Below are 17460 nucleotides of genomic sequence, written 5' to 3' on the forward strand. Positions count from 1 at the left end.
GCGGCAGATGAATCAAAGAACCTTCGCAATGCGTCCGTCCAGTTTCGGTGAGCTGGACATGACGGAGTGCGGCGATTGTGCTTCTGGTTCCAAGCTCGAGTTTGCCTTCAGCTACGCCTACCAGCCGATCGTGGACCTGCGTGACGGCGAGGTGTTCGCCTATGAAGCGCTGGTGCGTGGGCCTGCAGGCGAACCAGCCTCGACCGTGTTGGCGCAGGTTAACCAGCACAACCGCTACCGTTTCGACCAGGCCTGTCGCGTCAAGGCGATCAAGGACGCGGTCGCGCTGGGTCTGCAGACCAAGCTGTCGATCAACTTCCTCCCCAATGCGGTGTACCGGCCGGAGGTTTGCATCCGTGCCACGCTGGCCGCAGCCAAGGCGCACGGATTCCCGATCGAGCAGATCATCTTCGAGACGACCGAGGGCGAGCAGGTCGGCGATGCGGCCTGGTATGCAGAGGTGATGCGCGAGTACCAGCGCATCGGCTTCTCGACAGCCATCGACGACTTCGGCGCTGGCTATGCGGGGCTGTCGCTGTTGGCGGACTTCCAGCCCGATTTGATCAAGCTGGACATGCTGCTGCTCCGAGGTGTCGATGCGCACCGGCCGCGCCAGCGCATCGTGGCACGCACGCTGGAGATTTGCCGCGATCTGGACATCGAGGTCATCGCCGAAGGCATCGAGACATGCGCGGAGCGCGACTGGCTCTGGGATCACGGTGTGCACCTGATGCAGGGCTATCTGTTCGCCAAGCCGGCTTTCCAGCAGTTGCTGACGCCGGGGCAGATCGACAATCTGCGACGCTGATCACGCGCCCGCGGACACGCCCTGCCAGCCCAGTTGCCGTGACAGTTCCATCCCATCGCGCCTGAGCCGCGTGGCGATGCTGCCGTCCAGTGCCAGATCGAAGCTGGCGCTGGGGCCGATCGCGGTGAGGCAGAGCACGATGCGGCCGCGGTCATCGAAGACCGGTGCCGCCAGCGCGCTCACCCCGGGCACCACGCCGCCATCGGTGCTGGCGATGCCTTGCTCACGCGTGAGTTGCAGCAGCGCCAGGAAGTCCTTGTCCAGGCTGGCCTTGCCGCCGTCCAGCGCGGCCTCCGCCTGTAGCGCGGCCAGCACCTCGGCGCGCGGCCGGTAGGCGGCGAACACACGGCCCGAGGCCGTGCCCCTGAGGCTCATCACCACGCCGTGGCGCATGCTGATGTGCACGGCAGTCGGCGCCTCGGCCACACGCACGATGGTCGGGCCGCGATTGCCCCAGACGGCGATGGCCACCGTGTGGCCCAGTTGATGTGCCAACTCTTCGATGCGCGGTGTGGCCAGGCGCACCGGGTCGTACTGCTGCAGGCTGATCAGCCCCAGCTGCAGTGCCAGCGGGCCCAGGCCGTAGCGGCCGCCATCGCTTTCCTGCTCGACCAGGCCCAGCTTGATGAAGCTGACCAGATACGGGTGGGCCTTGGCCGCCGGCATGCCCGCGGCGCGCGCCAAATCCTTCAGCGCCAGCGGCCGGCCCTGCTGCGCCAGGGCAACGAGCAACTGCCCGCCGACTTCCACGCTCTGGATGCCGCGCGGGCTGCGCTCGGTGGCGGCCTCGGCTGAGGCGAGTAGGCTGGTTTCGGTGCTGGCGGGCTTCATGAGGGATTGCGATATGTCGAATTTATTAGACATTAACAAACGAACTGATTAGCATCAAGCCCGAGATTTCATATAGACGAACTTGTTCGTTATTGGTTAAACGCACCATCCCCACGGAGACCGCCGCGCCATGAGCACGACCACCAAGACCTTTGCCTCGCAGGCCGACCTCGAAGAGAAGCAGGTCAGCTTCGACAAGCTGTCGGAGCATGCCTACGCCTACACGGCCGAAGGCGACCCCAACACCGGCATCGTCGTCGGCGACGACGCGGTTATGGTCATCGACACCCAGGCGACGCCGCAGATGGCGCAGGATGTGATCCGCCGCATCCGCCAGGTGACCGACAAGCCGATCAAGTACGTGCTGCTCTCGCACTATCACGCGGTGCGCGTGCTCGGTGCCTCGGCCTACAAGGCCGAGGGCTGCGAGCAGATCATCGCCAGCCAGGACACCTACGACCTGATCGTCGAGCGCGGCGAGCAGGACAAGGCCAGTGAGATCGGCCGCTTCCCGCGCCTGTTCCGCAATGTCGAGACGGTGCCGCCGGGCCTGACCTGGCCCACCATCACCTTCACCGGCAAGATGACGCTGTGGCTGGGCTCGCTGGAGGTGCAGATCCTGCAACTGGGCCGCGGCCACACCAAGGGCGACACGGTCGTCTGGCTGCCCAAGGACCGCGTGCTCTTCTCCGGCGACCTGGTCGAGTTCGACGCCACGCCCTATGCCGGCGACGCCTACTTCAAGGACTGGCCGCAGACGCTGGACAACATCGCCGCGCTCAAGCCCGCCAAGCTGGTGCCGGGCCGCGGCAAGGCGCTGCAGACGCCCGAAGAGGTGGCCGCAGGCTTGGCCGGCACGCGCGCGTTTGTCTCCGAGCTCTATGCCAATGTGAAGGCCGGCGCCGCGAAGGGCGAAGACCTGAAGACGGTCTACAAGAAGACCTTCGCCGAGCTGGAGAAGAAGTACGGCAAGTGGGTCATCTTTGCGCACTGCATGCCCTTCGACGTGACCCGCGCCTATGACGAGGCCACCGAGTTCCCCGATCCGCGCATCTGGACGGCCGAGCGCGACATCGCCATGTGGCGCACGCTGGAAGACGTCTGAACCTCACCGACTGAAGCAGGAGACAAGCCATGATGAAGTTGGACCGCATCCATCACGTCGCCTACCGCTGCAAGGACGCCAAGGAAACCGTCGAGTGGTACGGCAAGCACCTGGGCATGGACTTCGTGCTCGCCATCGCCGAGGACAAGGTGCCTTCGACGCAGGCGCCGGACCCGTACATGCACATCTTCCTCGACGCGGGCCAGGGCAACGTGCTGGCCTTCTTCGAGCTGCCGAACTCGCCCGAGATGGGCCGCGACACCAATACGCCGGCCTGGGTGCAGCACATCGCTTTCAAGGTCGACAGCGTGAAGACGCTGGAAGAGACCAAGGCTCGGCTGCAGGCCGCCGGCATCGAGGTGGTCGGCGTCACGGACCACACCATCTTCAAGAGCATCTACTTCTTCGATCCCAATGGCCACCGCCTCGAACTGGCTGCGGACGTCGGCACGCCCGAGATGATGGCCAAGCTCGATGCCTGCAAGTGGGAGATGCTCGAAGAGTGGAGCCGCACCAAGCGCGCGCCCAAGCATGCTGCGTGGATGCACGAGCGCGAATTCGCCGGAACTTGACCCACCCCCTACGGCCTTCGGCCGCCCCCTCGAGGGGGCAGGTGCGCAGGACCGGCGGAGCCGGATCCTCGCACCTCGCTAGGTCTGGATGGTGCCGTGCGTCGGTCGGCGCGCAGCCCCATCAGGCAACGAGCCTTCGCAGGCATAACGACGATGCTGCATACCTACACCTATCCTGAATACGAGTACCGCCAGAGCGAGGAGCAGGCCAGCGGCAAGCCGCAGCGCCATCCGCTGGTGATCATCGGCGCCGGCCCTGTGGGCCTGACGATGGCGCTGGACTGCGCGGCGCGCGGCATCAAGACCGTGCTGCTGGACGACAACAACAGCGTGTCCATCGGCTCGCGCGCGGTCTGCTACGCCAAGCGCGCGCTGGAAGTCTGGGACCGCCTGGGCGTGGCCGAGCGCATGGTCGAGCAGGGCGTGCGCTGGCAGGTCGGCAAGGTCTTCCACGGCGACAGCCTGGCCTACCAGTTCGACCTGCTGCCCGAGGCGCATCACAAGCTGCCGGCGATGATCAACCTGCAGCAGTACTACCTCGAGGAACAGCTTGTCGAGGCCTGCCAGAAGCAGCCGCTGATCGAGCTGCGCTGGAAGCACAAGCTGCTGGGCCTGGAGCAGGGCGCCAACGGCGTGCAGCTGCAGGTCGAGTCGCCCGACGGCCGCTTCGGCATGCACTGCGACTGGCTGATCGCCTGCGACGGCGCCAGCAGCGACACGCGCAAGATGGTTGGCGCCGAATTCACCGGCCAGGCCTTCCAGGACCGCTTCCTGATTGCCGACGTGGTGATGAAGGCCGACTTCCCGACCGAGCGCTGGTTCTGGTTCGATCCGCCTTTCCATCGCGGCCAGTCGGTGCTGCTGCACAAGCAGTGCGACAACGTCTGGCGCATCGACTTCCAGCTCGGCTGGGACGCCGACCCCGAGGCGGAGAAGAGGCCCGAGAAGGTGATCCCGCGCATCCAGGCGATGCTGGGCAAGGATGTCGAGTTCGAGCTGGAGTGGGTCTCGGTCTACCAGTTCGCCTGCCGCCGCATCGACAAGTTCCGCCACGGCCGCGTGCTCTTCGCCGGCGATGCTGCGCACCAGGTCTCGCCCTTCGGCGCGCGCGGCGCCAACAGCGGCGTGCAGGATGTGGACAACCTCGCCTGGAAGCTTCATGCGGTGCTGGCCGGCCAGGCGCCGGAAAGCCTGCTCGACAGCTACCACGAGGAACGTGCGCTGGCCGCGGACGACAACCTGCGCAACTCGACCCGTTCCACCGACTTCATCACGCCAAAGAGCAAGACCTCGCTGCGCCTGCGCAATGCGGTGCTCGAGCTGGCGCGTAGCGAGGACTTCGCGCGCCCGATGGTCAATAGCGGCCGGCTGTCCACGCCGACGCCCTATCTGGGCTGCTCGCTGAACACGCCAGACGTCGAGGCCTTCAAGGGCAAGATGCTGCCGGGCACGCCCTGCGCCGATGCGCCGGTCCAGATTGGCGGAAAGGGCGGCAAGGACGCCTGGCTGCTCAATCAGCTGGGCCGCGGCTTCACGCTGCTGGCCTTCGGCGACGGCGCCAAGGATGTCAGCGTCGGCGGCATCAAGGCCGAGCTGATGCAGGTCGGCCGCGACATCGCCGATGCGCAGGGCCTGCTGGCCGAGCGTTACGACGGCCAGCCCGGCACGGTCTACCTGATCCGTCCGGACCAGCATGTGGCGGCGCGCTGGCGCCGTTTCGACGAGGCCGCGATCCGGGCTGCGCTGTCGCGCTGCCTGGGCCAATGAAGACAGAGTAGAGGAGCAGCGACAAAGATGCCCCAACTGCAACGCAAACCCAATCTCAGCGATACCGACGGCTTCTACGAGGCCCTGATCGACGCGCAGCGCGGCCTCAGCGAAGAGCAGGCCGAGATGCTGGTCGCCAAGCTGGTGCTGATCCTGGCCAACCATGTGGGCGAGCAGGGCGTGCTCGTCGAGGCGCTGCAACTGGCGCGCGAGAACACGCTGGCGCACACCGCAGCGGCCTGATGCCAAGGACAATGCAGGCATGACCCTCACCGACCACACCCACGATCCCGAAGCCCAGAGCTGGGTGGCCAGCGCCAACGCGGCCGACACCGACTTCCCGCTGCAGAACCTGCCCTACGGCCTGTTCCGCCGTGCCGGCAGCCAGCAGGACTGGCGCGTCGGCGTCGCGATCGGCGACCAGATCCTCGACCTGCGCGCGGCCGCGCAGGCCGGCTGCTGGAGCAGCGAGATCCTCGTGCTGCTGCAGCCGCTAGCCGAAGGCGACCTGAACCGCTTCATGGCGCTGCCGCACGAGCGGCGCCGCGCGCTGCGCCTGGCGCTGTTCGACGCGCTGCATGCCGACTCGGGCCTGGACGCCAAACTGCGCGGCTGCCTGCTGGCGCAGAGCGAGGCCGAGATGGCCGTGCCCTGCCGCATCGCCGACTACACCGACTTCTACACCGGCATCCACCACGCCACCGCGGTGGGCAAGCTGTTCCGTCCTGACAACCCGCTGCTGCCCAACTACAAGTGGGTGCCGATCGGCTACCACGGCCGCAGCTCGTCGATAGTCGTTTCCGGCGGCACGGTGCGCCGGCCGCTGGGCCAGCTCAAAGGCCCGGACGCCGAGGCGCCGGTGTTCGGCCCCTGCAAGCGCCTGGACTACGAGCTGGAACTGGGCCTGTTCGTCGCCGGCGGCAATGCGCTGGGCGAGCCGATCGCGATGGCCGAGGCCGAAGACCATATGTTCGGCCTGACGCTGCTGAACGACTGGTCGGCGCGCGACCTGCAGGCCTGGGAGTACCAGCCGCTGGGCCCCTTCCTGGCAAAGAACTTCGCGTCGACGATCTCGCCGTGGATCGTCACGATGGATGCGCTGGAGCCCTTCCGCCTGCCCTTCGAGCGCGCCGCCAGCGATCCGCAGCCGCTGCCCTATCTGGATTCGCCGGCCAACCGTGCCGGCGGCAACTACGGCATCGAGCTGGAAGTCTGGCTGCAGACCGCGCAGATGCGCGCGGCCGGCCAGGAGCCGGTGCGCCTGATGCGCTCCAACTTCAAGCACGCCTACTGGACGCTGGCGCAGATGCTCACGCATCACGCCAGCAACGGCTGCAATCTGCAGCCCGGCGATCTGCTGGGCACCGGCACGCAGAGCGGCCCCGAGGCCGGCGAGGGCGGCTCGCTGCTCGAGCTGAGCCAGGGCGGCAAGCAGGCAATCGCGCTGCCCAATGGCGAGACGCGCAGCTTCCTGCAGGACGGCGACACGGTGATCCTGCGCGGTTACGCGCAGGCAGCGGGCGCACGCCGCATCGGCTTCGGCGACTGTGCGGCCACCGTGGTCGCGGCGCCGCAGGCCTGAGCCGGCTCGGCGATCAAGCCTGGCGCGTCGTTGTGAAGCGGCGCGCCAGCGCGGCGATGGCCAGCCCCAGCGCGATGCCGATCGCATCGGCCAGCAGGTCGGCCCAATCGCCTTGGCGCGGCGGCAGCTGCGATTGCAGAATCTCGATCAGCGCACCATAGCTCAGCAAGCCGATGGCGCAGCGCAGCGCATGGCTCAGCGTGGCTTGTGTACTGAGGCTCGCCGCCACAGCAAGGGCGACGAAGGCTGCCAGATGGTTGAGCTTGTCCCAGCCGCTGTCCAGCGTTCTGGGCGGCGTCGGCGTTAGCGCGAGCACGCTGATCGCCAGCAGCAGCATCAGCAGCGCCGCGCGCCACAGGCCGCGCCTGTCGAGCAGCGCCGCGAGCGCATTCCGAATCGTTGTCGTCATCAGGGGCGATTGTCGCGTCCCTCGCGCCAGCGGCTGGGCGACAGACCGGTGAGACGCTGAAAGAAACGGGTGAAGTAGGCCGGGTCGGCAAAGCCCAGGCCGTCGGCAATCTGGCGTATCGGCAGCGTCGTATAGCCGAGCTCGCGCTTGGCCTCCAGCAGCAGGCGCTGGTGCAGCAGCGACAGTGCGGTGCAGCCGAGCTCGCGCTGGCACAGGCGGTTGAGCTGGGTGGTGGTGATGCCCAGCGGCTGGGCCAGCCGTGCGACGCTGGGCTGGCTGCGGTAGTGCTGCTCGATCTGCTCGCGGTAGCGCGCCAGATGCTGCAGGCTGCGGCGGCTCTCATGGCTGCTTGCCGAGGGCGCGGCTGCGCCAGCCTCGGCGGGGGGCTGCAGCCTGGCCAGCGCCAGCGCCAGGCTGATGACGGCGCTGTCCAGCGCCAGGCGTCGCCAGGGCGCGGCCTGCACATATTCCTGCGCCAGCGCCTTCGCGGCAGCCAGCAGCGCATAGGTCTGCGGCGCTCGCCGGGGCAGGGCGGTGGCTCGCGGCGCCGCCAGCCGCGGCAGCAGGTCCGGCGCACCCTGCAGCAGGCTGTGCAGGCGCTGCTGCTCCAGGGTCAGCACCAGGCCTGCCGTGTCGGGTGCAAAGCGGAAACCATGGATCACCAGCGGCGGCACCAGCACAAGCGCCGGCGAGCGCAGCGTCAGCTCGTCGGCATCGAGCCGCACCTGTGCGCTGCCGCGCTCGATCAGCAGCAGCTGCAGCAGCGCGGCGTGGCGATGCGGCTGGATTTCCCAATTGTGCAAGCGGCTGCGGTCGGCGATCGACTCGCAGTGCAGCCCGTCCAGGGTGTCGTCCCTTGCCTGCTCGCCGTATAGCTCATACAGCGGCGGGGTCTGGCTTGCGGTCTGGCGCGGCATGGGTTCGAATTGTGCAAGTCCAGGTTTGCTGTGTCCATTGCGCCCGGCTGGGGCCAAGCCCTACGCTTCGAGTCCTTTTGAGCAAGGTCAACCGGAGACAGAGATGAAGACGCTAAGCACCCAGGTCCTGATCGTCGGCGCCGGCCCCTCGGGCCTGCTGCTGGGCCAGCTGCTGCACAAGGCCGGCATTGCCAACCTGATCGTCGAGCGCCAGAGCGGCGAGTACGTGCTGGGCCGCATCCGCGCCGGCGTGCTGGAGCAGACCTCGGTGGAGCTGCTCGACGAAGCCGGCGTCGGTGCGCGCATGCATGCCGAAGGCCTGGTGCACGGCGGCTTCGATCTCTCCATCGACGGCCAGCGCCATCGTATCGACCTGCAGGCGCTGACCGGTGGCAAGGCGGTGATGGTCTATGGCCAGACCGAGGTGACGCGCGACCTGATGGAGGCCCGCGCCGCGGCCGGCCTGCCGACGCTCTACCAGGCCAGCGACGTTTCGCTGCACGGCTTCGACGGCAGCACGCCCAGTGCGCGCTGCGTGGTCGATGGCGAGGAGGTCGAGATCCGCTGCGACTTCATCGCCGGCTGCGACGGCTATCACGGCGTCAGCCGCGCCAGCGTGCCTGCAGGCGCGATCCAGAGCTACGAGAAGGTCTATCCCTTCGGCTGGCTGGGCCTGCTCAGCGACACGCCGCCGGTCTCGCACGAGCTGATCTACGGCCGCCATGAGCGCGGCTTCACGCTGTGCAGCATGCGCTCCAACACGCGCAGCCGCTACTACCTGCAGGTGCCGCTGACCGACAAGGTCGAGGAATGGAGCGACGAGCGCTTCTGGGGCGAGCTGCGCCTGCGCCTGGGCGAAGAGACCGCGGCAGGCCTGGTCACCGGCCCCGCGCTGGAGAAGAGCATCGCGCCGCTGCGCAGCTTCGTCGCCGAGCCGATGCGCTTCGGCCGCCTGTTCCTCGCTGGCGACGCCGCGCACATCGTTCCACCCACCGGCGCCAAGGGCCTGAACCTCGCCGCGTCGGACGTCTACTACCTCTGGCAGGCGCTGTCGGAGCACTACCGCGAGAACAGTCAGGCCGGCATCGAGCACTACTCGGCGCGCTGCCTGTCGCGCATCTGGAAGGCCGAGCGCTTCTCCTGGTGGTTCACCAGCCTGATGCACAACTTCAACAACGAGCCGGCGATCGACGCCAAGCTGCACCGCTCGGAGCTGGAATACCTGATCAGCTCCAAGGCTGCGCAGACGGTGATGGCGGAGAACTACGTGGGCTTGCCCTGGTAAGGCTCAGTCCTCGCCTCTGCACAGCTTCGCAATTGCCTCCGCCGTGCGCAGGTGCAGCGCATTGCGCCGCTTCTGCGCGCTGCTCGCGAGGCACAGCGTGCTGAAGATCTCCGGGGCGGTGATGGTGGCTTGCGCCAGGCCGTCGGTCTGGCCGTCGGCGCTCAGCGCGCTGCCGGTCAGCGCCGCATAGCCATGGCCGCGGCGGACCAGGTCCAGGATGGTCGGCACGCTGGAGACCTCCCAGGCGATCTGCAGCTTCACGCCGGCCAGCGCGGCCTGCGTCTCCATCAGGCGGCGGAAGCTGTGGCCCCATTGCGGCAGCACCAGCGGCAGCCGCGCCAGCTCGGTCAGAGGGATGCTGTGGCGGTTTCCAAGGCGCGCCATCTCGGCGCTAGGCCCTACCAGCATCAGCTTCTCCTGCAGCACCGGCGTGATCTCGATCGCGGGATTGGGCTCGGGGTTGTAGACCAGGCCCAGATCCACGCGGCCGGTGCCCAGCCATTCGCCGATATGGGTGGAGAAGCCTTCCACCACGGCCAGCTTGGCGCGCGGCATCTCGCGGCCAAAGAACTCGATCAACGGCACGGTGATGCGCCGCGCCAGGCTGGGCGGCAGGCCGACGACGATCTGGCCCACCGGCTCGTCGCGGCGCGCGCCGATCTCCTGCTGCGCGGCCAGCGCCAGCTGCAGGATGTCGCGGCCGCGGGCCAGCAGCTGCCGGCCGGGCTCGGTCAGCGTGACGCCGCGGCCGTTGCGCAGGAGCAGTGTCTCGCGCAGCTCGACCTCCAGCGCCCGCACCTGACGGCTCAGCGCGGGCTGGGCCACGCCCAGTTGCGTCGCAGCGCGGCTGAAGCTGCCCAGCTCGGCAACCTGCACGAAGTATTCGAGTTGCTTAAGGTCCATCGCGGTATTCTGCCTCGAGCCATGCCGTGGCGGCATAGCAGCTAGCGCCGGCACGGTCTTGGTGAAGCTTGCACCGTTTTCGAGAATCCACGCCCAGGAGACAAGCAACGATGAAGCAGACTGCCATTCCCTGCCTGCTGATGCGCGGTGGCACGTCCAAGGGGCCTTTCTTCCTGGCCAGCGACCTGCCTGCCGACATTGCCACCCGCGACAAGGTGCTGCTGGCCGCCCTGGGCTCACCGGACAAGCGTCAGATCGATGGCGTCGGCGGTGCGCATCCGCTGACCAGCAAGGTCGGCATCGTGGGGAAAAGCGAGCGCGCCGGCGTGGACCTTGAATTCCTCTTTGCGCAGCTGCAGCCGGACAAGGACACCGTCGACACTACGCCCAACTGCGGCAACATGCTCGCCGGCGTCGTGCCCTTCGCGCTGGAGATGGGCCTGGTGCAGCCGCAGGGCGACACCAGCACCTACCGCGTGCTGACGCTGAACACCGATATGGCGGCCGACATCACTGTGCAGACGCCCATGGGCGCCGACGGCCAGCGCTATGTCGAATACGAAGGCAGCGCGCGCATCGACGGCGCGCCGGGCTCGTCGGCGCCGATCACGATCAACTTCCTCGACACCGCCGGCTCGGTCTGTGCGGGCCTGCTGCCTACCGGCAGTGTGAAGGACAGCATCACCGTCGAAGGCGAGGGCTTCGCCCCCTTCTCGATCGATGTGACCTGCATCGACAACGGCATGCCGCTGGTGATCTTCAAGGCCGAGGACATCGGCCGCACGGGTTATGAAGGTGTGGCCGAGCTGAACGCCGACACCGAGCTGAAGACCAAGATCGAGGCGCTGCGCCTGGCTGTTTCTCGGAAGATGGGCCTGGGCGACGTGAGCAAGAAGAACTATCCGAAGATGACGCTGATCGCCCCGCCGCGCGCGGGCGGCGCGATCGCGACGCGTAGCTTCATTCCCCATGTCTGCCACGACGCCATCGGCGTGCTGGCCGCGGTCACCGTGGGCACGGCCTGCGTGCTGCGCGGCTCGGTCTGCGACGGTGTGGCGCAGATGCCGGTGGCCAGGCCGGGCGAGGCGACCACCGTGTCGGTCGAGCACCCGACCGGCGAGTTCAGCGTCGCGCTGGCCACCGACCCGGCCGATCCGCAGACCGTCACGCAGGCCGCGCTGCTGCGCACCGCGCGCGCGCTGATGCGCGGCGAGGTGCTGGTGCCCGGCTCGGTCTGGGCCGGCCGCTGAACAGCAACGATAGACAAAGAACACTCAGGAGAGAAAACGCATGAGCCGAGCCAAGCCCTTGATCATCGACGTCCACGGCCACTACACCACGGCGCCCGCCGCCTTGGGCGCCTGGCGCGATCTGCAGATCGCCGCGCTGAAGGACCCGAGCAAGAAGCCTAACCCCGCTGACCTGAAGATCAGCGACGACGAGCTGCGCGAGTCTATCGAGACCAACCAGCTCAAGCTGATGAAGCAGCGCGGCAGCGACCTGACCATCTTCAGCCCGCGCGCCAGCTTCATGGCCCACCACATCGGCGACTTCGAGACCTCGTCGACCTGGGCCGCGATCTGCAACGAGCTCTGTTACCGCGTCAGCGAACTCTTCCCCGACAACTTCATCGGCGCGGCCATGCTGCCGCAGTCGCCCGGCGTCGACCCCAAGACCTGCATCCCCGAGCTGGAGAAGTGCGTCAAGGAATACGGCTTCGTCGGCATCAACCTGAACCCCGATCCTTCCGGCGGCCACTGGACCAGCCCGCCGCTGACCGACCGCCACTGGTACCCCATCTACGAAAAGATGGTCGAGTACGACATCCCGGCGATGATCCACGTCAGCACCAGCTGCAACGCCTGTTTCCACACCACCGGCGCGCACTACCTGAACGCCGACACGACGGCCTTCATGCAGTGCATCCAGGGCGATCTGTTCAAGGACTTTCCGACGCTGAAGTTCCTGATCCCGCACGGCGGCGGCGCGGTGCCTTACCACTGGGGTCGTTTCCGCGGCCTGGCGCAGGAGATGAAGAAGCCGCTGCTCGACGAGCATCTGCTGAACAACATCTACTTCGACACCTGCGTCTATCACCAGCCGGGCATCGACCTGCTGACCAAGGTGATCCCGGTGAAGAACGTGCTCTTCGCCAGCGAGATGATCGGCGCGGTGCGCGGCATCGACCCGACCACCGGCCACTACTACGACGACACCAAGCGCTATATCGAGGCCACCGCCAACCTCAACGAGGAAGAGCGCTACCAGATCTACGAAGGCAACGCGCGCCGCGTGTTCAGCCGCCTGGACACCGCGCTGAAGGCCAAGGGCCTGTAATCAAGAACGAACGTCAGCGAGACAAGAAGGAATCCGCCATGTACGAACTCGGAGTCGTCTACCGCAACATCAAGCGCGCCGACCGCGCTGCCGCCGACCAGCTGGCCCAGTACGGCTCGGCCACGGTGCACGAGGCCATGGGCCGTGTCGGTCTGATGAAGCCATATATGCGCCCGATCTATGCCGGCGCCCAGGTCTCGGGCACTGCAGTGACCGTGCTGCTGCACCCGGGCGACAACTGGATGATGCATGTGGTGGCCGAGCAGATCCAGCCCGGTGACATCGTCGTCGCGGCGATCACTGCCGACTGCACCGACGGCTATTTCGGCGACCTGCTGGCCACCTCCTTCCAGGCGCGCGGCGCCCGTGCGCTGGTCATCGATGCCGGCGTGCGCGACGTGAAGGAGCTCACTCGCATGGGCTTCCCGGTGTGGAGCAAGGCCATCAGCAGCAAGGGCACGATCAAGGCGACGCTGGGCTCGGTGAACATCCCGGTGGTCTGCGCCGGCATGTGGGTGACGCCGGGCGACGTGATCGTCGCCGACGACGACGGCGTGGTCTGCGTGCCGGCGGCGCGCGCCGCCGAGGTGGCCGCCGCTGCCGCCGCGCGCGAAGCCAACGAGGGCGACAAGCGCGCCAAGCTGGCGTCGGGCGTGCTGGGCCTGGACATGTACAAGATGCGCGAGCCGCTGGCCGCCGCAGGTCTGAAGTACATCGACTGAAGCTGCAGCCATGGCCATCGTCGATCCGAAAAGCTGGCACGTCGGTCTCGTCGGTTATGGCGAGGTCGGCCGCATCCTCGCCGAGGATCTGCGCGCTCAAGGCGTGACCGTCAGCGCCTACGACCTGAAGCTCGAGCAGCCCGCCAGCGCGGTGAGCCTGCGCCAGCATGCGGGCGAGCGTGGCGTGTGGATCGCGGCCTCGCATGCCGAGCTGGCGATGCGCAGCGACCTGATCGTCAGCGCCGTCACTGCCAGCCAGGCGGTGCCGGTGGCCAAGGCCTGCGCGCTGGCGATCAAGCAGGGTGCCTTCTTCCTCGACTTCAACAGCGCCTCGCCCGGCGCCAAGCAACGCGCGGCGCAAGCCGTGAACGAAGCGGGCGGCCGCTATGTCGAGGGTGCGGTGATGACCAGCGTGCCGCCCTATCGCATCAAGGTGCCGCTGCTGCTGGGCGGCCCCGATGCCGCCGCGCTGACGGCGCCGCTGAACGCATTGGGCTTCGCGTCCAAGGTGGCGAGCGAGAAGCTGGGCGTGGCCTCGGCGACCAAGATGTGCCGCAGCGTGATGATCAAGGGCCTGGAGGCCATGGTGATCGAGAGCTTCACCGCGGCACGCCACTACGGCGTCGAGGATGCGGTGATCGCTTCGCTGCACGAGACCTTCCCCGGCATCGACTGGGAGAAGCAGGCGAGCTACTTCTTCCAGCGCGTCATCGAGCACGGCCGCCGCCGCAGCGAGGAAGTGCGCGAGGTCGCCGAGACCGTGCGCGAGGCCGGACTCACGCCCTGGAGCGCCAGCGGCACGGCCGAGCGCCAGGCCTGGGTGGCCGATCTCGCCGACGCGGGCCTCTTTGGCGCCAAGGGCAGCAAGGGCTTCGCACGCAGCGCCGACTGGCGCGTGGAAGCGGACCGCATGCTGGCCCACGTGAATTCCAAGACATCGAGCAAGGACTGACCCCATGAGCAAACCCACTTCGGGTGACTTCCAGAAGACGGCCGGCTGGCTGGACTGGTACGAGGGCCCGAGCAAGCCGCGCTTCCAGCTGCCCGCGGGCGCTGTCGACGCGCACTGCCATGTCTTCGGCCCCGGTGCCGACTTCCCCTATGCGCCCGAGCGCAAGTACACGCCCTGCGACGCGAGCAAGCAGCAGCTGTTCGCGCTGCGCGACCACCTGGGCTTCGCACGCAATGTGATCGTGCAGGCCACCTGCCACGGCGCCGACAACCGCGCGATGGTCGATGCCTGCCTGGCTTCGGCCGGCAAGGCCCGCGGCGTCGCGACGGTGCGTCGCAGCATCAGCGACGAGGAGCTGCGCCAGCTGCATGCCGCCGGCGTGCGCGGCGTGCGCTTCAACTTCGTCAAGCGCCTGGTCGACTTCACGCCCAAGGACGAGCTGATGGAGATTGCCGCGCGCATCTCCAAGCTGGGCTGGCATGTGGTGATCTACTTCGAGGCGGTGGACCTGCCCGAGCTGTGGGACTTCTTCACCGCGCTGCCTACCACCGTGGTCGTCGACCATATGGGCCGTCCGGACGTCAGCAAGCCCATCGACGGCCCGGAGTTCGCGCTGTTCCTGAAGTTCATGCGCGAGCACCCGAATGTGTGGAGCAAGGTCTCCTGCCCGGAGCGGCTCTCGGTCACCGGACCGAAGGCGCTACCTGGCCAACTGAGTGGCGAACAGGCCGGGTATTACCAGGACGTCGTGCCCTTCGCGCGCCGCGTGGTCGAGGAGTTCCCGGACCGCGTGCTCTGGGGCACCGACTGGCCGCACCCGAATCTGAAGGACCACATGCCCGACGATGGCTTGCTGGTGGACTTCATTCCGCAGATCGCCACCACGGCCGAGCTTCAGCGCAAGCTGCTGGTCGACAATCCCATGCGCCTGTACTGGCCGGAGGAACTCTGAGATGGCTCTCGACAAACCTTATCTGGACGTGCCTGGCACGATCATCTTCGACGCCGAGCAGTCGCGCAAAGGCTACTGGCTCAACCAGTTCTGCACCTCGCTGATGAAGCCCGAGAACCGCGAGCGCTTCAAGGCCGATGAGCGTGCCTATCTGGACGAGTGGCCGATGAGCGAGGAGCAGAAGCAGGCGGTGATGGCCCGCGATCTGAACTGGTGCATGCGCCTGGGCGGCAATATCTATTTCCTCGCCCGCATCGGCGCCACCGACGGCCTGTCCTTCCAGCAGATGGCGGGCTCGATGACCGGCATGAGCGAGGCCGAGTACCGCGACATGATGATCAAGGGCGGCCGCTCGCCGGAGGGCAACCGCTACCTCGGCGAGGACGGCGACGCGCAGCCGCAGCACCAGCCGCAGGGCGCGGCGGGCAAGAACAAGCAGCAGAAGGGGGCCTGAGCAAATGGCCAAGATCACCGCAAGCGTCTACACCTCGCATGTGCCGGCCATCGGCGTGGCCATCGACCTGGGCAAGACGCAGGAGCCGTACTGGCAGCCACTGTTCGCCGGCTATGAGCCGAGCAAGCAGTGGATGAAGGACAACAAGCCCGACGTCGTCTTCCTTGTCTACAACGACCACGCTACCGCCTTCAGTCTGGAGGTGATCCCGACCTTCGCGATCGGCTGTGCGGCCGAATTCCAGCCCGCCGACGAAGGCTGGGGCCCGCGCCCGGTGCCCGTCGTGAAGGGGCATCCGCAGCTGGCCTCGCACATCGCGCAGTCGGTGATCCAGGACGACTTCGACCTCACCATCGTCAACAAGATGCCGGTGGACCACGGCCTGACGGTGCCGCTGTCGCTGATGTGCGGCCAGCCCGAGGCCTGGCCCTGCCCGGTGATCCCTTTCCACGTCAACGTGGTGCAGTACCCGGTGCCTTCGGGCAAGCGCTGCTTCCAGCTCGGCCAGGCGATCCGCAAGGCCATCGAGTCCTATGACGAGCCGCTCAAGGTGCAGATCTGGGGCACCGGCGGCATGAGCCACCAGCTGCAGGGCGCGCGCGCCGGCTTGATCAACAAGGAATGGGACAACGCCTTCCTCGACCGCCTGATCGCGGATCCGGCGGGACAGGCGGAGGTGCCGCATATCGACTATGTGCGCGAGGCCGGCTCCGAAGGCATCGAGCTGGTGATGTGGTTGATCGCGCGCGGCGCGATGTCCGACATCAACGGTGGCCCGGCGCCGACGCTGCGCCATCGCTTCTATCACGTGCCTGCCTCCAACACGGCGGTGGGCCATCTGATTCTGGAGAACAACTGATATGGCTGAGAAAACCATCAAGGTCGCGCTGGCTGGCGCAGGTGCCTTCGGCATCAAGCATCTGGACGGCATCAAGAACATCGCCGGCGTCGAGGTCGTCTCGCTGATCAGCCGCGATCTGGAGAAGACCAAGGAAGTCGCCGCCAAGTACGGCATTGGCCACGTCACCACCGAGCTGGCCGACTCGCTCGCGCTGCCCGAGGTGGATGCGGTGATCCTGTGCACGCCCACGCAGATGCATGCGCAGCAGGCCATCGCCTGCATGAAGGCCGGCAAGCATGTGCAGGTGGAGATTCCGCTGTGCGACCTGCTCAAGGAAGGCGAGGAGGTCGTGCGCCTGCAGGCCGAGACCGGTCTGGTCGCGATGTGCGGCCACACGCGTCGCTTCAACCCCAGCCACCAGTGGGTGCACAAGAAGATCGTCGCCGGCGAGTTCAACATCCAGCAGATGGATGTGCAGACCTATTTCTTCCGGCGCACGAACATGAACGCGCTGGGCCAGCCGCGCAGCTGGACCGACCACCTGCTGTGGCACCACGCTGCGCACACGGTGGACCTGTTCGCCTACCAGTGCGGCTCGCCCATCGTGAAGGCCAACGCGATCCAGGGCCCGATCCATCCTACGCTGGGCATCGCGATGGACATGAGCATCCAGCTCAAGGCCGCCAACGGCGCGATCTGCACGCTGTCGCTCTCGTTCAACAACGACGGCCCGCTGGGCACCTTCTTCCGCTACATCGGCGACACCGGCACCTACATCGCGCGCTACGACGACCTGTTCAACGGCAAGGACGAGAAGATCGACGTCTCCACGGTGGACGTGTCGATGAACGGCATCGAGCTGCAGGACCGCGAGTTCTTCGCCGCGATCCGCGAAGGCCGCGAGCCCAATGGCAGCGTGGCCCAGGTGCTGCCTTGCTACCAGGTGCTGCACGAGCTGGAGCAGCAGCTGGCGCGCGACCAGTAAGCCGCATCGCGTTCAGCCTGCTCAGCCCACCCACGGAC

Annotated in this window: 19 protein-coding genes; 15 read left to right on the top strand and 4 right to left on the bottom strand. The window is 67.2% G+C overall.

Going from position 1 to position 17460, the window contains the following annotated elements:
- Positions 1 to 7 precede the first annotated feature (7 nt).
- Positions 8 to 808, top strand: coding sequence for an EAL domain-containing protein (locus tag AC2EBS_RS01525; RefSeq protein ID WP_484726618.1), 801 nt, complete (start codon positions 8 to 10; stop codon positions 806 to 808).
- On the opposite strand, the gene AC2EBS_RS01530 is transcribed toward AC2EBS_RS01525, so the two are convergent.
- The gene (locus AC2EBS_RS01530) at positions 809 to 1639 is read right to left on the bottom strand and encodes an IclR family transcriptional regulator (protein WP_484726619.1); all 831 of its coding nucleotides are present in this window, start codon (positions 1637 to 1639) and stop codon (positions 809 to 811) included.
- Positions 1640 to 1769: 130 nt separating this feature from the next.
- Here AC2EBS_RS01530 and AC2EBS_RS01535 point away from each other — a divergent pair, with 130 nt between their 5' ends.
- The 5 genes from AC2EBS_RS01535 to fahA all read left to right on the top strand — a co-directional run bounded on the left by AC2EBS_RS01535 (position 1770) and on the right by fahA (position 6665).
- On the top strand, positions 1770 to 2744 hold the full coding sequence (locus tag AC2EBS_RS01535; RefSeq protein WP_484726620.1) for an MBL fold metallo-hydrolase: 975 nt from the start codon (positions 1770 to 1772) through the stop codon (positions 2742 to 2744).
- 32 nt (positions 2745 to 2776) lie between these two features.
- Positions 2777 to 3316: a VOC family protein gene (locus AC2EBS_RS01540; protein ID WP_484727542.1), complete on the top strand. Its 540-nt coding sequence runs from the start codon at positions 2777 to 2779 to the stop codon at positions 3314 to 3316.
- A 153-nt stretch (positions 3317 to 3469) separates the two neighbouring features.
- Positions 3470 to 5083 carry an FAD-dependent oxidoreductase gene (locus tag AC2EBS_RS01545; protein WP_484726621.1) on the top strand — a complete coding sequence of 538 codons (1614 nt, stop codon included), beginning with the start codon at positions 3470 to 3472 and terminating at the stop codon, positions 5081 to 5083.
- Between the two features lie 27 nt (positions 5084 to 5110).
- On the top strand, positions 5111 to 5326 hold the full coding sequence (locus AC2EBS_RS01550; protein ID WP_484726622.1) for a DUF2783 domain-containing protein: 216 nt from the start codon (positions 5111 to 5113) through the stop codon (positions 5324 to 5326).
- Between the two features lie 19 nt (positions 5327 to 5345).
- Positions 5346 to 6665, top strand: a complete 1320-nt coding sequence (gene fahA / locus AC2EBS_RS01555) for a fumarylacetoacetase (protein WP_484726623.1) — start codon at positions 5346 to 5348, stop codon at positions 6663 to 6665.
- Between the two features lie 13 nt (positions 6666 to 6678).
- Here the strand turns inward: fahA and AC2EBS_RS01560 are convergent, their stop codons facing one another.
- Positions 6679 to 7074: a VanZ family protein gene (locus AC2EBS_RS01560; RefSeq protein ID WP_484726624.1), complete on the bottom strand. Its 396-nt coding sequence runs from the start codon at positions 7072 to 7074 to the stop codon at positions 6679 to 6681.
- Complete coding sequence (locus AC2EBS_RS01565) at positions 7074 to 7991, bottom strand: helix-turn-helix domain-containing protein (RefSeq protein ID WP_484726625.1); 918 nt, start codon at positions 7989 to 7991, stop codon at positions 7074 to 7076. The genes AC2EBS_RS01560 and AC2EBS_RS01565 overlap by 1 nt, the downstream gene beginning before the upstream one ends.
- Before the next feature lie 103 nt (positions 7992 to 8094).
- On the opposite strand from AC2EBS_RS01565, the gene pobA reads away from it, so the two are divergent.
- Entirely contained in the window at positions 8095 to 9276 is a 1182-nt protein-coding gene (pobA, locus tag AC2EBS_RS01570) for a 4-hydroxybenzoate 3-monooxygenase (protein WP_484726626.1), read from the top strand.
- 3 nt (positions 9277 to 9279) lie between these two features.
- Here pobA and AC2EBS_RS01575 read toward each other — a convergent pair whose 3' ends face one another.
- Positions 9280 to 10179: a LysR family transcriptional regulator gene (locus AC2EBS_RS01575; protein WP_484726627.1), complete on the bottom strand. Its 900-nt coding sequence runs from the start codon at positions 10177 to 10179 to the stop codon at positions 9280 to 9282.
- Between the two features lie 110 nt (positions 10180 to 10289).
- Between AC2EBS_RS01575 and AC2EBS_RS01580 the strand changes: the two genes are divergently transcribed.
- From AC2EBS_RS01580 to AC2EBS_RS01615, 8 genes are read left to right on the top strand one after another with little or no spacing between them, the layout of a single operon-like run.
- Positions 10290 to 11429 carry a 4-oxalomesaconate tautomerase gene (locus AC2EBS_RS01580; protein WP_484726628.1) on the top strand — a complete coding sequence of 380 codons (1140 nt, stop codon included), beginning with the start codon at positions 10290 to 10292 and terminating at the stop codon, positions 11427 to 11429.
- A gap of 58 nt (positions 11430 to 11487) precedes the next feature.
- Positions 11488 to 12516 carry an amidohydrolase family protein gene (locus tag AC2EBS_RS01585; protein WP_484727543.1) on the top strand — a complete coding sequence of 343 codons (1029 nt, stop codon included), beginning with the start codon at positions 11488 to 11490 and terminating at the stop codon, positions 12514 to 12516.
- Between the two features lie 38 nt (positions 12517 to 12554).
- The gene (gene ligK / locus AC2EBS_RS01590) at positions 12555 to 13238 is read left to right on the top strand and encodes a 4-carboxy-4-hydroxy-2-oxoadipate aldolase/oxaloacetate decarboxylase (protein WP_484726629.1); all 684 of its coding nucleotides are present in this window, start codon (positions 12555 to 12557) and stop codon (positions 13236 to 13238) included.
- 10 nt (positions 13239 to 13248) lie between these two features.
- Complete coding sequence (locus AC2EBS_RS01595) at positions 13249 to 14190, top strand: DUF1932 domain-containing protein (RefSeq protein WP_484726630.1); 942 nt, start codon at positions 13249 to 13251, stop codon at positions 14188 to 14190.
- Between the two features lie 4 nt (positions 14191 to 14194).
- Entirely contained in the window at positions 14195 to 15142 is a 948-nt protein-coding gene (locus AC2EBS_RS01600; protein ID WP_484726631.1) for an amidohydrolase family protein, read from the top strand.
- A 1-nt stretch (position 15143) separates the two neighbouring features.
- Positions 15144 to 15596: a protocatechuate 4,5-dioxygenase subunit alpha gene (gene ligA / locus AC2EBS_RS01605; protein ID WP_484726632.1), complete on the top strand. Its 453-nt coding sequence runs from the start codon at positions 15144 to 15146 to the stop codon at positions 15594 to 15596.
- 4 nt (positions 15597 to 15600) lie between these two features.
- The gene (locus tag AC2EBS_RS01610; RefSeq protein ID WP_484726633.1) at positions 15601 to 16455 is read left to right on the top strand and encodes a class III extradiol dioxygenase subunit beta; all 855 of its coding nucleotides are present in this window, start codon (positions 15601 to 15603) and stop codon (positions 16453 to 16455) included.
- 1 nt (position 16456) lies between these two features.
- Positions 16457 to 17422, top strand: a complete 966-nt coding sequence (locus AC2EBS_RS01615) for a Gfo/Idh/MocA family oxidoreductase (protein WP_484726634.1) — start codon at positions 16457 to 16459, stop codon at positions 17420 to 17422.
- Positions 17423 to 17460: the final 38 nt, after the last annotated feature.

This window comes from Roseateles sp. T103 (assembly GCF_057219915.1).

Bases quoted from the DNA above. Each gene is read 5' to 3' on its own strand.
- AC2EBS_RS01540 (WP_484727542.1), top strand. From the start codon at position 2,777: ATGAAGTTGGACCGCATCCATCACGTCGCCTACCGCTGCAAGGACGCC.
- AC2EBS_RS01580 (WP_484726628.1), top strand. From the start codon at position 10,290: ATGAAGCAGACTGCCATTCCCTGCCTGCTGATGCGCGGTGGCACGTCC.
- ligK (WP_484726629.1), top strand. From the start codon at position 12,555: ATGTACGAACTCGGAGTCGTCTACCGCAACATCAAGCGCGCCGACCGC.
- AC2EBS_RS01550 (WP_484726622.1), top strand. From the start codon at position 5,111: ATGCCCCAACTGCAACGCAAACCCAATCTCAGCGATACCGACGGCTTC.
- AC2EBS_RS01565 (WP_484726625.1), bottom strand. From the start codon at position 7,991: ATGCCGCGCCAGACCGCAAGCCAGACCCCGCCGCTGTATGAGCTATAC.
- AC2EBS_RS01545 (WP_484726621.1), top strand. From the start codon at position 3,470: ATGCTGCATACCTACACCTATCCTGAATACGAGTACCGCCAGAGCGAG.
- AC2EBS_RS01525 (WP_484726618.1), top strand. From the start codon at position 8: ATGAATCAAAGAACCTTCGCAATGCGTCCGTCCAGTTTCGGTGAGCTG.
- pobA (WP_484726626.1), top strand. From the start codon at position 8,095: ATGAAGACGCTAAGCACCCAGGTCCTGATCGTCGGCGCCGGCCCCTCG.
- AC2EBS_RS01560 (WP_484726624.1), bottom strand. From the start codon at position 7,074: ATGACGACAACGATTCGGAATGCGCTCGCGGCGCTGCTCGACAGGCGC.
- fahA (WP_484726623.1), top strand. From the start codon at position 5,346: ATGACCCTCACCGACCACACCCACGATCCCGAAGCCCAGAGCTGGGTG.
- AC2EBS_RS01610 (WP_484726633.1), top strand. From the start codon at position 15,601: ATGGCCAAGATCACCGCAAGCGTCTACACCTCGCATGTGCCGGCCATC.
- AC2EBS_RS01535 (WP_484726620.1), top strand. From the start codon at position 1,770: ATGAGCACGACCACCAAGACCTTTGCCTCGCAGGCCGACCTCGAAGAG.
- AC2EBS_RS01595 (WP_484726630.1), top strand. From the start codon at position 13,249: ATGGCCATCGTCGATCCGAAAAGCTGGCACGTCGGTCTCGTCGGTTAT.
- AC2EBS_RS01600 (WP_484726631.1), top strand. From the start codon at position 14,195: ATGAGCAAACCCACTTCGGGTGACTTCCAGAAGACGGCCGGCTGGCTG.
- AC2EBS_RS01530 (WP_484726619.1), bottom strand. From the start codon at position 1,639: ATGAAGCCCGCCAGCACCGAAACCAGCCTACTCGCCTCAGCCGAGGCC.
- AC2EBS_RS01615 (WP_484726634.1), top strand. From the start codon at position 16,457: ATGGCTGAGAAAACCATCAAGGTCGCGCTGGCTGGCGCAGGTGCCTTC.
- ligA (WP_484726632.1), top strand. From the start codon at position 15,144: ATGGCTCTCGACAAACCTTATCTGGACGTGCCTGGCACGATCATCTTC.
- AC2EBS_RS01575 (WP_484726627.1), bottom strand. From the start codon at position 10,179: ATGGACCTTAAGCAACTCGAATACTTCGTGCAGGTTGCCGAGCTGGGC.